The following is a 15596-nucleotide window of genomic DNA, read 5'->3' as shown; positions in this document are numbered from 1 at the left end:
TGGATGGCCGGTGGATCAACTGATGCGCTGTACCAATTCCCTCAATTCGCCGAAATCCTTGACGCGATGGAAGTTGGCATTGCCCATGAACGCCGAGAAATCGGTGTCGCCGTAGCCCGCCACTTGCGCACCGGCACCGAGCCCGGCTTCAACGCCCGGAACGCTGTCTTCCACCAGCAGACACTGAGTGGGCGGCAGGCCCAGCAATTCTGCGGCGTGTTCGATCAGCACCGGGGACGGTTTCCACGACTGCACTTCATAAGCGCTGACGATCAGGCCGTGGAACACGTCCAGCAGGCCGACTGTGCTCAGGCACGTTTCGATCTTGCTGCGCGGGCCGTTGGACGCTACGCACTTGGGCAGCGCCAGATTGCGCACGAAGTCGACCGCGCCGGGCATTTCTTCCAGTCGCTCCCGCAGCAGCGGCAGAGTGCGCGCTCGGAATTCGGTTTCGATCTCGTCGCTCGGCAGCCATGGATAATCGCGGCAGAGGCCTTCCAGGCATAGCGCAAACTGCACGCCACGAAAGCGTTGCAGCACCTCCTCGACGCTCAGCAACACCTGATGCTGGTGAAGGATCTCTCGCAGCAACCCGGCGGCCAGCCGTTCGCTGTCAACCAGGGTTCCGTCGCAGTCAAAAATGACGCCGGCAATATTCAAACAGGGTTCTCCTTCTTTTCTCGATCAGGTTGCTTGATCGGAATGCATGTGCAGATGTCTGGAATCCGGGTAGGGGCACTTCGACCGGCATTATCCTGAAAAGTTGGCATCAATGTTCGAGCACTGACTTACGGTACGGCCTCTTCAGTCCATGCTCCGGCCGACAGGCGTTTGAACGTCATTGCGAGCAGGCCGACGGCTTAATCGTCAGACCTGCACGTGAAGCGCCGGTTACAACTCGACCGGCGTGACCAGCGTACCCTTATCGAAGTATCCCTTGACGTTGGCGAAGACCAGGTCGGCCATGGCCTGGCGCGTTTCGTAGGTCCCCGAGCCGATGTGCGGCGTGAGTACCACGTTGTCCAGCTTCAACAGTTCGGCGGGCACATTGGGCTCGTCGTCGAACACATCAAGACCTGCGCCGGCAATTTCCGAGGCCAGCAACGAGGCCACCAGTGCCTTTTCATCGACAACGGTGCCGCGCGCAACGTTGATCAGAAATGACTTGGGTCCGAGGGCCCGAAGCACGTCGGCGTCGATCAGGTGCTGGGTGTCCGGGCCACCGGGGACGATGACGATCAGGTAGTCCGAGTCCTGCGCCAGTTCCCGAAGGTCACCGTAATGCCGGTAGGACACATCGTCGTAGGGGCGGCCACGGCGGAAGTAGGCGATGTTCATCTCGAACGCGGCGGCGCGTTTGGCGATGGTCTTGCCGATCTTGCCCAGGCCGACGATGCCGCAGGTCTTGCCGCACAGGTCGTTGCCGAGGGGGAATTTGCCGTTGGGCCACTGGCCCGCACGCACGAAGCGTTCGGCTTCGCTGATGCGTCGGGAGACGCACAGCATCAGCGCCATGGCGGTTTCCGCGACGGCGTTGTTGAGCACGTCTGGGGTGTTGCTCAGTTTGATGCCCCTGCGCGACAGGTATTGGGTGTCGACCGCGTCGTAGCCGACGCCGAAGCTGTTGACCACTTCCAGATTCGGCAGGCGGTCAAGAATGGCGTTGTCGGTGCCGAACACACCGCTGGTGACGACGCCGCGCACCTGGGTCCCGTGCTGGTCGGCCCAGGCATCAATGTCGTTGATGTCGGCGAGTTTGTGCACGCTGTAATCGCGCTCGAGGTTTTGCATCAGCGAGGCGTGCATCGGGCCCCAGACCAGAATGTCGGTTTTTTGCTCGCTCATTGTTTTCTCCTTGTTCAAACCAGATAGGTGTCGGTACTCAGCACCTCGGCATAGGCAAAGCCCAAGGCTGACATGAAGGCGGCGTGGACCTGAGCGGCAGGTACCACGGTGCCTTCGAATTCCAGGTCGCGGCTGGCGCAGGCGTCGTGGATGACTTTGACGGTGTAGCCCATGTCCGCCGCAGCCCGGGTGGTGGCGTCGATGCACATGTGGCTCATGGAACCGATGATCACCAAGTGTTTGATGCCCTTGTCTTCAAGCAGCGCCTGCAGCCCGGTTTCGCGAAACGAGTTGGGGAAGTGCTTGAGCACCACCGGTTCGCTTTCCAGGTTCAGGACCTTGGGATGCAATTTGGCGCCATCGGAACCGGGGGTGAAGAAGGGGGCATCGGCGCCTGATTCATGGCGGATAAACACGACCAGATCCCCGGCGTCCCGAGCGGCCTGAATCACCCTGGCGGCGTTGTCAGCGGCGGCATCCGCACCTGCGAGGGGCCATTTGCCGCCGGGGAAATAGTCGTTCTGAATATCGACTACGATGAGCGCTGTGGTGGGCATTCGGGCTTCCTTGTTGAATGGGTAGGGTGGGTCAGAGTAATGCCTGCCCGAGCGTAGGGCCACTCCCGCTACACAGGTTCAACGCGATGCGTTTTGTAGGACCGGCTTCAGCCGGGAAGGGGCCAGTGCGTACAACATCGATTTTGCGGCGTGACGTCCGACGCTTTCCCGGCTAAAGCCAATCCCACTATGAAGACCGTATCCGGCGCTTTTTGAATCAGCTGCGTCCTCCGCTGTCCATAGCCCGCCACCCCGTTTGAAGTAACCAGCGAGAAGTCATGCCCGTGAATGGAATCAGTCGCCACCTGCACACCCTGGCCAGCCTCATCCTGCTGACGCTGCTCGCGGGTTGCAGTTCGCAACGCAGCCAGGAACCCGCGCCGGAACCCTCAGTGGTCCGCAGTGAGATTGTGCGGTTGTTGCCTGCCAATGTCGCCGACGGCCAGGGTTGGGCCCAGGACATTCAACGCGCGTTCGAAGTGCAGAAAATCGACCCCAGCCTGGAAAACCTCTGTTCCGTGCTGGCGGTGACCGAGCAGGAATCCAACTTTCAGGTCGACCCGGCCGTTCCCGGCATGAGCAAGATCGCCCAGGACGAAATCGACCGTCGAGCCAGCAAGGCGCACATTCCCAACCTGCTGGTGCGCAGCGCGCTGGACATCCGCTCTTCGACCGGCAAGACCTACAGCGAACGCCTCAGCGCCGCCCGGACTGAAAAAGACCTGAGCGCGATTTTCGATGACTTCATCGGCATGGTCCCCCTGGGCCGCACGTTGTTCGGCAACTTTAATCCGGTGCACACCGCCGGGCCCATGCAGGTCAGTATTGAGTTCGCCGAGCGGCAGGCCCGGGATTATCCGTATCCGGTCGAGGGTTCGATTCGCCATGAGGTGTTCGGCCGCCGTGGCGGCATGTACTTCGGCATCGCCCATCTGCTCGGTTATCCGGTGAGCTACGACAAACCGCTGTACCGCTTCGCCGACTTCAACGCCGGCTGGTACGCCAGCCGCAATGCAGCATTTCAGAGCGCAGTGGCGCGGGTGTCCGGCAAGCGTCTGGCGTTGGACGGCGACCTCATCAGCTACGGTTTCGGCCCGGCGCTGGGGCGGACCGAACTGGCCGTGCGCAGCCTCTACCCTCAGCTGGACATGCGTAATACGACCATCCGCAGCCAGCTGGAGAAGGGCGAAACGCTGGCCTTCGAAGACACCGAGCTGTACGCGAAGATCTTCGCCATGGCCGACAAGGCCGCCGGTAAACCGCTGCCGAGGGCAATCCTGCCGGGCATCGTGCTGGAAAGTCCGAAAATCACCCGCAAGCTGACCACCGCCTGGTTTGCCCAGCGAGTGGAAGAGCGGCGTGTACGCTGCATGTCGCGGGCGTCGGGTTCACTGAAGTGAGGGTGTCTTCGCCGCTGCCTTCCTTCCTTCCTGCTGAAACTGAACGCCGTTCGTCCGCTTGCGGGCACCCGACCCAGATCCTTCAATCAAATATCGATGGGTGACGCAGGATCGACTGCGCCGCCGTTTTATAGGCAGGAGCCCCGCTTGTGAGCCGTGACATGGAAACACCGACCATCATTACCAGCAGCAACCCGATCGCCGCGGAGCAGTCCGCTAACGCTCAAGTGGCAGACGCCATGCTGTTCGGGTCGCCGAAGGACCGGCTGGATTTCTACCGTAAGGAGATCCAGTACGAGACAGCGATCCTGTCCAACCGCACCAACGCCTATCTGTCCGCGCAGTCTTTTCTGGTGATCGCCTTCGCCTCGTCGATGGCCAACCTCAATCCCGAATGGGGCAAGATGTTCACGCTGGTGGTGCCGCCCTTTCTGACATTGCTCGGATTGATCAGCTCCATGCACGCCTGGCCGGGCATCCGCGCGGCGTACGAAATCATCGACCACTGGCATTTCAAACAGGCCCAATTGCTGAGCAGTCAGCCGGCCATGGGCTTGGCCTATGACGATTCGCCGTTGTTCAGCGAGCACGAATCCAGCGAAAAGGGCTACCGCAAGTCGCTGATGTTTTCGATGCGCACACCGTGGCTGTTTACGGCGTTCTGGTTTTTGCTGGGCGCGTTTTCCATCTATGTTCAATTGGTCGACAGCGTGTTTTAAGCCAGTGACGACTCCACTGATAAATAAACATTGAAAACAGGGTGATGTTACCTTGACACCTACCGGCGGCACGCGTATTTCGTGTGCGCGGCTCGCGCAGGTTGCAGCCGCTGTACGCTCGTGGCTCAGGTAGCTTCCTGGTCCGCACATTGCAACAACCTGCCGCGCGACTCTCTGCGCTGTTTTTTTGACCCTTTCGCATATTTCACAGGCCTGCTTACGTCGACCCATTCCAATTCTCGACTTGCACTCACTGGAGCCACCTCATGGCAGCATTACAACAACTCACCGTTGACGCCCTTAAGCGCTCTGAATCGCAACTGGCTGTCCAATGGCACGCCGATCTGGAAGCCAGCGGCGCAACGCGCAATCTCAAGCCCGAGGAAATCCGCCAGCAGGTCGCCGACTTCCTGCGTCTGCTGACCTCGACCCTTGAGAAGGGTGGCTCGGTCAACATCACCACAGGCGAGTGGGATGACGTTCGCCACTTCCTGGAAAAACTCTCCAGCCAGCGCGCGTTGGCCGGTCAGGACTCCCAACAAACCGCCAGCTTTATCTTCGCCCTCAAAGGCCCCCTGTTCGCGCAACTGCAGCGCGACTTTGCCGACCAGCCCGCGCTGGTTGCCGAGCAAGTGATGCAGGTCTCCGAACTGCTCGACGGCCTGGGCCTGCACACCATCCGTACCTATCAGAAGTCCCGCGAAGCGGTGATCAAGCGTCAGCAGGAAGAACTGCTCGAGCTGTCCACCCCGGTGGTGAAACTGTGGGATGGCGTGCTGGCGCTGCCGATGATCGGCACGCTGGATTCGCAACGCACCCAAGTGGTCATGGAATCCCTGTTGCAGCGCATCGTCGACACCGGCGCGGAAATCGCCATCATCGACATCACCGGCGTGCCCACCGTTGACACCCTGGTGGCCCAGCACTTGCTCAAAACCGTCACGGCGATTCGCCTGATGGGCGCCGACTGCATTATCAGCGGCGTGCGTCCGCAGATTGCCCAGACCATCGTGCACCTGGGTCTGGACCTGCAAGGCGTCGTGACCAAAGCCAATCTGGCCGATGCCCTCGCGCTGGCCCTGCGCCGTCTCGGCGTCACCATCACCAAGGCGGTATGAGCCCATGGAGCGCATCCCGATTCTGCAGATGGGCGACTTTCTGCTCGTGACCATTCAGGTAGACATGCACGACCAACTGGCGCTGACGCTGCAGGATGACCTGTCCGAACGCATCAGCCGCACTTCGGCGCGCGGCGTGCTGATCGACATCTCCGCGCTGGACATGGTCGATTCGTTCATCGGTCGGATGATTGGCATGATCTCCGGCCTGTCGCGAATCATGGACGCCGAAACCGTGTTGGTCGGCATGCAGCCTGCCGTCGCCATTACCCTGGTGGAGCTGGGCATGACCCTGCCCGGCGTGAGCACCGCGCTGAACGTTGAGCGCGGCATGAAGCTGCTGCGCGAGCGGGCCTATTCTCAATGAACGAGCGCAGCAGCGGCACTCAGCCCATTCGCATCGAGCAAGATGTCGTGCTGGCGCGGCAGACCGCGCGCAAGCTGGCGCAGGACTGCGGCATGCGCCTGATCGACCTGACCAAGCTGGTCACGGCGGTCAGCGAGCTGGCGCGCAACACGATGGTCTATGGCGGCGGCGGTGACATGGACTGGCAGATTGTCGAAGACGGCCTGCGCGTCGGTGTGCGCCTGACCTTTCGCGACGAAGGCCCCGGCATTCCCGACCTCAAGCTGGCGATGACCGACGGCTGGACGTCCGGAGGCGGCCTCGGTCTTGGCCTGACGGGCGCCAAGCGCCTGGTGGACGACTTCGAGCTGGACACCGCACCCGGCGCAGGTACGCGCGTGATGATCTGCAAATGGACGTGAACCTGCACAGTCATCTGACCCAGGTGTTGTCGATCGAAGACATCAGTCAGGTCGGGCACGCACGGCGCACGGTGCAACGACTGGCCGAACAGGCGGGGTTTGACGAAGCCGATTGCGGCCGTGTGGCCTTGGTCGTCACCGAACTGGCCAGCAATATTCTCAAACATGCGCAAAGCGGCGAGTTGCATGTGCGCGCGCTGCCGGGTGATGCCTCGGGCGATGCCTCGCGTTCAGCGCCGGGCGTCGAGATCATCGCGATCGACCGGGGCAAGGGGTTCGACGTGCAAAACTGCATGGCCGATGGTTTTTCCACCCGCGGTACCCAAGGCATCGGCCTGGGCGCCGTGCTGCGCCAGGCGCAAGTCTTCGATGTGCACAGCGACGCGCGTGGCAGTGTGTTGCTGGCGCGTTTCTTCCCGCGCAAAGCCACGGTCAAAGACCTGCGCATGGGCATCACCCAGCATTCGCTGCACGATGACCCGGCCTGCGGCGATGTGTGGGAGGTCGCGGTCAAGGGGCAGCAGATGTCGATCATGATGATCGACGGCCTCGGTCACGGCCCTGAAGCCGAAGCGGCGGGAATGGCCGGCGCACGTGCGTTCATTCGCACTCCGTTCGCCGATCCGGGCGTGCTGCTGGAGGACCTGCACGTCGACATGCAAGGCAGCCGTGGCGGCGCGGCAGCACTGGTGCGGTTCGACGGCGCGACAGGCAAGCTGCGTTTTATCGGCATCGGTAACATCGGCGCGACGCTGATTGGCGACGAGAAAACCCGCGGTATTCCCTCGCACCCCGGCATCGTCGGCCTGCAGTACCGCAAAATACCGCCGATGGACTATGACGATTGCACCGGGCAGCTGTTGATCATGTTCAGCGACGGCCTGCAATCGCGATGGAATCTTCGCGATTATCCAGGCCTGGTGTACCGACATCCGGCAATCATCGCAGCGGTCTTGCATCGCGATTATTGCCGGGGCAGGGACGATGTAACGGTATTGGTGATGGCTCTGGAGACGCTCGATGACTGACCACAACGCCCGTGTGACGCCTCAGGGGTCTATCGAACTTGAGCTGGAACGCTCGCGCGCCGAAGCCGTTGCCCTGCGCACCGAGCTTGACGAGACCAACCAGGGGGTTCTCGCGCTGTACGCCGAACTTGAGAATCAAGCCGACCAATTGCGTCAGGCTTCCGACCTCAAGAGCCGTTTCCTGTCCTACATGAGCCATGAGTTTCGCACGCCGCTCGGGTCGATCCTCAGCATTGCCAGTCTGTTGACCGATGAACTGGACGGTCCCCTGAGCGAGGAACAGCACAAGCAGGTCGCATTTGTCAGCACCGCCGCGCGGGAGTTGAGCGACATGGTCGACGACCTGCTGGACCTGGCGAAGATCGAAGCCGGCCGCATCAGCATCTCGCCGGCGTGGTTTGACATGTTCGATCTGTTTTCGGCACTGCGTGGCATGTTCCGTCCCATCGTCGACGCCTCCGCCGTGGACCTGATCTTCGAAGCGCCCGTGGGCTTGCCCAGGCTGTACACCGACGATCAAAAACTGGGGCAGATTCTGCGCAACTTTATCTCCAACTCGCTGAAGTTCACCCAGCGCGGTGAAGTGCGCGTCTCGGCACGGCTGGAAGCCGAGGACTCGGTTCGCTTTGCCGTGACCGACACCGGTATTGGCATTCCCCAGGAGCTTCATGGTGCCCTGTTCGAAGACTTCACTCAGGTCGATTCGCCCCTGCAGAAACGCCTGCGCGGCACCGGTCTGGGCCTGTCACTGTGCAAGCGTTTTGCCGAATTGCTGGGCGGGCGTGTCGGCGTGGAGAGCGAGCCCGGTGTGGGCTCGACGTTCTACGTGGTGATCCCGTTGGCGCTGGCCCAGGAGCCTGCCAATGAAGCCTGAAACCCGGCTGCTGATCGTCGATGACAATGCCGCCACCCGCTACGCCTTGCGGCGTCGGATGGAGCGCCAGGGGTTCAAGGTGGCGGAGGCCGGCACCGGCACCGAAGGTCTGGCGCTGATCGCCGAGCGCTTGCCTGACGCGCTGATTCTCGACGTCAATCTGCCCGACATGAGCGGCTTTGACATCGTTCGTCAGCTGCGCGCTGCGCCCCGTACGGCGCTGTTGCCAGTGGTGCACGTGTCGGCGGCGTCGATCCAGACCGGCGACATCGTCACCGGCCTGGAAGCAGGTGCGGACGCCTATCTGGTGCACCCGGTCGACCCCGACGTGCTGCTTGCCACGCTGCGCACGCTGTTGCGGGTGCGTGATACCGAATACGCATTGCGTGACAGCGAAGAGCGCTTCCGCGAGATTTTTGCCAACGTCTCGGCGCCGATTGCGGTCATGGACGGCAGCCTGAACGTCCACGAAGCCAACCACGCCTTTGCCCAACTGCTGGGTCAAGGCGCCGATGAGGGGGCGGTGCTGCGCAGCTTCAGCGAAGATCAGGGCTCGGCCCTCGACGGCCTGCGCGAAGCGCTGGACGCAGGGGAGCGCTGGATGGGCACGCTGAGCATGCGGGTCAAGGGTGAATTGCGCGAGACTGAATGGCAGGTTTCGCCGTACCGGGAGAGCGGCATGAGCCTGGTGTTCATCGAAGACGTCACCGAGCACCGCCGTCGCGAACAGTCGCATCTGCAGCAACTGGACTCGGTCAACAGCCGGCTCGCCCATGAAGTCGCCGAGCGCGCCCGGACCGAAGAACAACTGTTGCAAGCGCAGAAGATGGACGCTATCGGCAAGCTCACCGGCGGCATCGCCCACGATTTCAACAACCTGCTGACGGGTATCGTCACCGGGCTTGAGCTGGTCAAGAAACGCACCGAAGACGGCCGCCCCGAAAAAGTCATGGTGTATGCCGATGCCGCGTTGGCGTCGGCGAAGAGCGCGTCGGCACTGACCCATCGTCTGTTGGCCTTCGCCCGCCAGCAGCCCCTCGATACCCGCGCATCTGACGTCAATCAATACGTGCGTTCCCTCGAGGACCTGCTGGGTCGCACCATCGGCAAAGGCATTTGCCTGACGCTGGAGCTGACTTCACGTAGCGCCGTGGCGATGGTCGACGCCGGCCAGCTCGAAAGCGCCGTGCTCAACCTGGTGATCAATGCCCGGGACGCATTGCCGTCGGGCGGCAATATCTGGATCAGCACCTTCGAGACCTACTCCCAGGGCCACTCACGCATGGCAGATGGCGCGTACATCGCCCTGACCGTGCGCGATGACGGCGTCGGCATCGAACACCATTTGATCGACAAGGTATTCGACCCGTTCTTCACCACCAAGCCGATCGGCCAGGGCACCGGCCTGGGCCTGTCGACGATCTACGGTTTCGCCCGGCAGTCGGGCGGCGACGTGCAGATTCGCAGCGTGGTCGGTCACGGCACCGAGGTCACGCTGCTGTTGCCGGCGGCGGACGAGCAGAGCGTCGAGCCGCAGCAGCCTTCCGCCGTCGCCGCGCAGGGCGCGGGGGAGCACGTGTTGATCGTCGAAGACACGGCGTCGGTGCGCATGTTTGTCAATGAAGTCCTCACCGATGCCGGTTACCGCTGCACCCAGGCGGCCGATGTCGGCACGGCGCTGTCGTGCCTGGAGCATGACGGCACCATCGACCTTTTGCTCACCGACGTGGGCATGCCGGAAATGAACGGCCGCGAAGTGGCCCAGCGCGGCCGAGGGTGGCGGCCCGACCTGCCAGTGCTGTTCATGACCGGCTACGCGGAGAACGCGCTCAACCGACAGGATTTTCTGGGCGAACGGATGGACATGATCCTGAAGCCCTTCCAGTTGGTTGAATTTCTGTCGAAGGTGAGGGCCATGCTCGACAGCTAATGCGAATGGATGGTTTTTTTCTCGCCAATCAGTGAGTTCGGAGTATTTGAGCCGGACGGTTTTTGTTAACGTGTGCGGCATTCCCATCCGTGCCGCCTTTCCGGTACACATTGCCGACGCCGTTTACCCAAACGTTGAAGGTAAAGGAGCCAGACCTTGACCCTTAGCGACGACGCCCTCAAGGGCGCGATCGAGCACTGCGCGCGTGAACCGATTCAGATCCCCGGTAGCATTCAGCCCCAGGGATTTCTGCTGGTCATCGACGAAGCCGCTTCTACGGTCATTCAAGTCAGCGCCAACGTCAGCGACTGGCTTGGGCTGGATCCGCAGTCGTTGATCGGCGCATCCCTGTCCAGTGTGTTCGCCGAGCCTGAGCGCCTGCTCCAGCGCCTGCACGCTCTGCCTGATGAAGAACAAAATCCTTTTCACATTGGGGAAGTGCGTTTCCTGCCAGGTTCGAGTGCCGGCCAGCCGATGACCATGATGGTCCATCGTCACGATCAGGTGCTGATCGCCGAGTTCGAGCCGGCCGGGGACATGAGTGGCGCGTACGGCAACGTCTATCCACTGATGCGCGGCTTCATCAGCCAGATGAATGTGGAAGAGAGCATCGAAGCGCTGTGTCAGCGCTCGGTGGCCGAGGTCAAGCGCATCACCGGTTTCGGCCGGGTCAAGGCTTATCACTTCGATGCCGATGGCAACGGGCTCGTCAGCGCCGAAGCGCTGGATGAAGATTACGAAAGCCTGCTCGGCCTGAGCTTTCCGGCTTCTGACGTGCCTGCCCAGGCCCGGGCGCTGTACCTGGCCAACCGCATTCGCGTCATCGAAAACGCCAACTACCAGCCATCGCCGCTGGTACCCGGCAACAACCCCATGACCGGCGCGCCCCTGGACCTCACTTTTGCCACCTTGCGCAGCGTGTCGCCCGTGCACCTGCAGTACATGCGCAACATGCGGACGCTGGCCTCGATGTCGATCTCCATCGTGGTGCGCGGGCAGTTATGGGGCCTGATTTCCTGTCACCACGCCACGCCCCGGCGGGTCAGTTTCCAGACCCGCACTGCCTGTGAACTGTTGGGCAGCGTCCTGTCTCTGCAGATCGAGAGCAAGGAAGCCCATGCCGCCAACCAGCGCATGCTGAGCCTGCGCCGGCAGATCGTGCAGATGCTCGCAGCCATGGCTGACCTCGACAGCGTCACCGGCGGCCTGCGCACGATGCCCGATGCGTTGCTGGGTTTTGTCGGTGCCACTGGCGCGGCGGTGATTTCCGGCGCCAGCGTCGATGTCTACGGCGAAACCCCCGAGCGCGAGGAGATCGTCAAGCTCGCCGACTGGTTGAGCGGCCGCGACCCCCACGAGGTCTTTCGCTCCGACAACATCAGTCGCGACATCCCCGAGCTGCCCGTGCTGGCCAGCTCGGTCAGCGGCGTGCTGGCGACGGCGATCTCCGAGCTGCATTCCAACTTCATCATCTGGTTCCGGCCCGAGCAGGCCCGCGTGGTCAACTGGGCCGGCAAACCCGAGAAAAGTGTCAGCCCGAGCGGCTCGCTGAGCCCGCGCAACAGCTTCGCCTTATGGCAGCAGACCGTGCGCGGGTTCTCCAGACCCTGGGACGACATGGACTGCGAAGCGGTGACCGAGCTGCGTGCGGCCGTGCTGGGCATCGTCCTGCGCAAGGCTGAAGAAATGGCCGCACTGGCCGATGAATTGAAGAAATCCAACAAAGAACTTGAAGCATTTTCCTACAGCGTGTCCCACGATCTGCGCGCGCCGTTGCGACACATCGCCGGCTACGCCGAGTTGTTGAGCGACATTGAAGGCAGCAAGTTGTCCGACCGAGGGGTGCGCTTCCTGGAAAACATCAGCGAGTCGGCGCGCTTTGCCGGCACGCTGGTCGACAACCTGCTGAGTTTCTCGCAGATGGGCCGTTCGGCGATGCGTTTCTCTGATGTTGACCTCAACGCCATGGTCGAATCGATCCGCCGGGAGATGCTGCCCGATTACGAAAGCCGCACGCTGGAGTGGAAAGTCTCCCAGCCGTTGCCAGTGGTCATTGCCGACGCGGCGTTCCTGCACCTGGCGATGCGCAACCTGCTGTCCAACGCGATCAAGTACACCCGCAACGAGAACCCGGCAGTGATCGAGGTGGGCAGTTACGAGGAAGACGGCAAGGTCGTGGTGTACATCCGCGACAACGGCGTAGGCTTCGACATGGCCTACGCCGGCAAGCTGTTTGGCGTATTCCAGCGCCTGCACCGCATGGAAGAATTCGAAGGCACCGGCATTGGCCTGGCGAGTGTCCGACGGATCATCGAACGCCATGACGGCACCGTATGGGCCCATAGCCAGTTGGGCCATGGCGCCACTTTTTACTTTGCGCTGCCCAAGCGCGGTTGACCGTTACTCTTTGAGTGTCGAAGGAGACGCCCAGTGCTCAAACCCATTCTTCTGGTGGAAGACAATCCAAACGATCTGGAGCTGACCCTTGTCGCCCTTGAACGTAGCCAGTTGGCCAATGAAGTGATCGTGCTGCGTGACGGTGCCGAGGCGCTTGATTACCTGCTGCGCCGCAACCATCACCACGACCGTGTCGCCGGTAATCCGGCAGTGATGCTGCTGGACCTGAAGCTGCCGAAAGTGGATGGCCTTGAAGTGCTCAAGGTCATCCGTGAAACCGAGGAACTGCGCAGCATTCCCGTGGTAATGCTGACGTCCTCCCGCGAGGAGCCCGATTTGAACCGCGCCTACTCGCTGGGTGTGAACGCTTACGTGGTCAAGCCGGTCGAATTCAAGGAATTCGTCTCGGCGATCTCGGACCTCGGCGTGTTTTGGGCCGTATTGAACGAGCCACCACCGGGCTCCCTGCGACTCGCGCGCCGTCCAGGCTCCTGACTCCGGGGCTCTCGGACCGGCACTTATAACCGCCGAACCAGTCCCTTCTGGAACAATGACTTTTATTCATGCCGTTATCGCAGCTTAAATTGCTTATGGTCGAAGACAGTTCGCTGGATGCCGAACTGATCCTGCTCACCCTCGAAAACAGCGGGCTGAAGATCGACGCCACGCTGGTCTACAACCACCAGGACGTCGAGCGTGAGCTGCTGGCCGCGCGTTTTGACCTCATTCTCAGCGATTTTCTGCTGCCGGGCTCTTCCGGGGCGGATGTGCTCAACAGCGCATTGCGTCTGGCGCCGCAGACGCCTTTCATCTTTTTGTCCGGGATTTTCGGCGAGCAGCATGCCGTCGAAATGATGCGCATGGGCGCCATCGATTACGTCCTCAAGCAGAACATGAAGATGCTGCCCAAGGCGGTCATGCGCGCGGTGTCCGAAGTGCAGGAGCGGGAAAAGCGACTGTACGCCGAGAAGACGCTGCAAGTGGCGGAAGTGCGCGCGCAGCTGGCGATCGAGGCCGCGGACATGGGGGTCTGGACGTACGATCCACGCACCGACACGCTGCTGTGGGACGAGCGCTGTAAGGCGCTTTACGGCGTTGACGCCGACGCTTCCGTCAGTCTGGTCCTGATGTTTCTGCTCTGCCACCCGGACGACCGCGATCAGCTGCACAGCAAGGTCATGGCCGCGCTGACGGTGGACACTTCCTTCCAGATCGAGCACCGACTGATCACTAATGAAGGCGAGGAACGGTGGGTGTTCTCCAACGGTCGCTCGGTGTTTGAAGAGGGCCGATGCGTGCGCTTCACCGGCGTCATGCAGGACATTACCGAGCGCAAGCACGCCACTCAGGCGCTCCATCAGCTCAACGACATCCTCGGCGAACGTGTCGTGCAGCGAACCCGTGAACGCGACCGAACCTGGGAGCTGTCCCGGGAATTGCTCGGCGTGCTGCATTTCGACATGACGCCGATCGCCCTCAACCCGGCATGGGAATCGACGCTGGGCTGGGCGCGCGATGAGGTCGGCCGGCAGCGTTTGAGCGAGTTGATTCATCCGGATGATCTCGAAGCCACGTTGCGCGAAACCGCCAGCGTGGCCGAAGGCCATGTCTCGACGCGTTTCGTCAATCGCATGCGCCATACCGACAGTGGCTACCGCTGGTTGTCCTGGACCATCGTGCCGGACGACGGCCTGATGTACGCCGCAGTCCGCGACATCACCGGCGAGCGTGCGGTGGTGGACGAGCTGGCGGCGACCAACAAGCGCCTGCGCGATCAGATCAAGGAGCGCGAGCGCGTCGAGGCCGCCCTGCAGCAAATGCAGCGGCTGGAGGTGGTCGGCCAGTTGACCGCCGGCGTTGCCCACGACTTCAACAACCTGCTGACCGTGATTCTGACCAGCGCGAACTTCCTCAGCCGGGATCTGGAAAAAGGGGTGTTCACCAAGTCTCCCCAGCGCCTGCAAAACATCCGCGAAGCGGGCGAGCGGGGCGCCAAGCTGACCAGTCAGCTCTTGTCGTTCTCCCGTCGCCAGCGTCTGGAGCCTGTGGCGCTGAACCTCAACGACACGATTGCCGGCATGCGCGAACTGCTCGGCCGCGCGCTGGGCGGCAGTGTGTGGGTGGAGACCGAACTGGCCGAAGACCTGTGGAGTGCGCTGGTCGACCCGACGCAGACCGAGATGATCATTCTCAACCTGGCAATCAACGCCCGGGACGCCATGCCTCAGGGCGGGCAACTGCGCCTGAGCACCTGGAACGAGATGGTCTATCGCCTGCCGCTACGGCCTGAAGACCCTGAGCCCGGCGCCTACGTGGTGTTGTCGGTGAGTGACTCCGGCTGTGGCATGAGCCCCGAAGTGCTGGCCAAGGCCTTCGAGCCGTTCTTCACCACCAAGGCAGTGGGCAAGGGTTCGGGACTGGGTCTGGCGCAGGTGTTCGGTTTCGCCAAGCAATCGGGGGGCGGCGTCAGCATCGACACCGCCGAAAACGCCGGCACCACGCTGCGGGTTTACCTGCCGAGTGTTGCGCGCACCGCAGTTCCGGTGATCAGCGCCTCCGACATGCCCGGCCGTGCCGACGCTGACGACAAGGACCGCACGATTCTGCTGGTCGACGATGACCCGGACGTACGCTCGGTGACGGCGATGATGCTGGTCTCACTGGGTTATTCGGTGGTCGAAGCGGACAGCGGCGACGAGGCGCTGAAGAAACTCGACCCGAGCATCGAACTGCTCCTCACCGACTTCGCCATGCCCAACATGACCGGCGGCGAACTGGCCGAAATCGTCCGCCGCGACCACCCGCAGCTGCCGATCATGTTCATCACCGGTTTCGCCGACATCGACATCCTCGATGTCGACCCAAAGCTGATCGTGCAGAAGCCGTACAAGGAAGAAGAGCTGGCGAAGAAACTGGCCGATGTGTTGATGAAGGTATCGGCCGGGTGATAAACCGCTGCA

The 15596-nt window shown here is 62.0% G+C and carries 14 protein-coding genes; 11 read left to right on the top strand and 3 right to left on the bottom strand.

All coding sequences use genetic code 11. From position 1 onward, the window contains the following. Positions 1–15 precede the first annotated feature (15 nt). The 3 genes from FX982_RS21500 to FX982_RS21490 all read right to left on the bottom strand — a co-directional run bounded on the left by FX982_RS21500 (position 16) and on the right by FX982_RS21490 (position 2402). Entirely contained in the window at positions 16–660 is a 645-nt protein-coding gene (locus FX982_RS21500) for an HAD family hydrolase (RefSeq protein WP_172612504.1), read from the bottom strand. A 231-nt stretch (positions 661–891) separates the two neighbouring features. Further along, the gene (locus tag FX982_RS21495; RefSeq protein WP_172612503.1) at positions 892–1845 is read right to left on the bottom strand and encodes a 2-hydroxyacid dehydrogenase; all 954 of its coding nucleotides are present in this window, start codon (positions 1843–1845) and stop codon (positions 892–894) included. 14 nt (positions 1846–1859) lie between these two features. After that, positions 1860–2402, bottom strand: coding sequence for a cysteine hydrolase family protein (locus tag FX982_RS21490; protein WP_172612502.1), 543 nt, complete (start codon positions 2400–2402; stop codon positions 1860–1862). A 278-nt stretch (positions 2403–2680) separates the two neighbouring features. Here FX982_RS21490 and FX982_RS21485 point away from each other — a divergent pair, with 278 nt between their 5' ends. The 11 genes from FX982_RS21485 (at position 2681) to FX982_RS21435 (ending at position 15584) form a co-directional block, all read left to right on the top strand. Then, positions 2681–3802 (top strand): DUF1615 domain-containing protein, encoded by a 1122-nt coding sequence (locus FX982_RS21485; protein WP_172612501.1) that lies wholly within the window; start codon positions 2681–2683, stop codon positions 3800–3802. 239 nt (positions 3803–4041) lie between these two features. Further along, positions 4042–4521: a hypothetical protein gene (locus tag FX982_RS21480; protein WP_122538719.1), complete on the top strand. Its 480-nt coding sequence runs from the start codon at positions 4042–4044 to the stop codon at positions 4519–4521. A 266-nt stretch (positions 4522–4787) separates the two neighbouring features. Continuing rightward, positions 4788–5639: an STAS domain-containing protein gene (locus tag FX982_RS21475; RefSeq protein ID WP_172612500.1), complete on the top strand. Its 852-nt coding sequence runs from the start codon at positions 4788–4790 to the stop codon at positions 5637–5639. 4 nt (positions 5640–5643) lie between these two features. Further along, positions 5644–6006: an STAS domain-containing protein gene (locus tag FX982_RS21470; protein WP_037010489.1), complete on the top strand. Its 363-nt coding sequence runs from the start codon at positions 5644–5646 to the stop codon at positions 6004–6006. Further along, entirely contained in the window at positions 6003–6407 is a 405-nt protein-coding gene (locus tag FX982_RS21465; RefSeq protein ID WP_122624707.1) for an anti-sigma regulatory factor, read from the top strand. Before FX982_RS21470 ends, FX982_RS21465 begins: the two co-directional genes overlap by 4 nt. Continuing rightward, the gene (locus tag FX982_RS21460; protein ID WP_172612499.1) at positions 6398–7435 is read left to right on the top strand and encodes an ATP-binding protein; all 1038 of its coding nucleotides are present in this window, start codon (positions 6398–6400) and stop codon (positions 7433–7435) included. The genes FX982_RS21465 and FX982_RS21460 overlap by 10 nt, the downstream gene beginning before the upstream one ends. Further along, entirely contained in the window at positions 7428–8309 is an 882-nt protein-coding gene (locus FX982_RS21455; RefSeq protein ID WP_172612498.1) for a sensor histidine kinase, read from the top strand. The genes FX982_RS21460 and FX982_RS21455 overlap by 8 nt, the downstream gene beginning before the upstream one ends. Then, the gene (locus FX982_RS21450) at positions 8299–10239 is read left to right on the top strand and encodes a response regulator (RefSeq protein ID WP_172612497.1); all 1941 of its coding nucleotides are present in this window, start codon (positions 8299–8301) and stop codon (positions 10237–10239) included. Before FX982_RS21455 ends, FX982_RS21450 begins: the two co-directional genes overlap by 11 nt. 156 nt (positions 10240–10395) lie before the next feature. After that, positions 10396–12636, top strand: coding sequence for an ATP-binding protein (locus FX982_RS21445; RefSeq protein WP_172612496.1), 2241 nt, complete (start codon positions 10396–10398; stop codon positions 12634–12636). A gap of 33 nt (positions 12637–12669) precedes the next feature. Further along, positions 12670–13131 (top strand): response regulator, encoded by a 462-nt coding sequence (locus FX982_RS21440; protein ID WP_122538564.1) that lies wholly within the window; start codon positions 12670–12672, stop codon positions 13129–13131. Positions 13132–13199: 68 nt separating this feature from the next. After that, positions 13200–15584, top strand: a complete 2385-nt coding sequence (locus FX982_RS21435; protein ID WP_172612495.1) for a hybrid sensor histidine kinase/response regulator — start codon at positions 13200–13202, stop codon at positions 15582–15584. Positions 15585–15596 lie beyond the last annotated feature (12 nt).

Source organism: Pseudomonas graminis, from assembly GCF_013201545.1.
Classification (GTDB): domain Bacteria; phylum Pseudomonadota; class Gammaproteobacteria; order Pseudomonadales; family Pseudomonadaceae; genus Aquipseudomonas.
The sequence above is the reverse complement of the archived record's forward strand: the minus strand, read 5'-3'. Positions and strand labels throughout refer to the sequence as shown.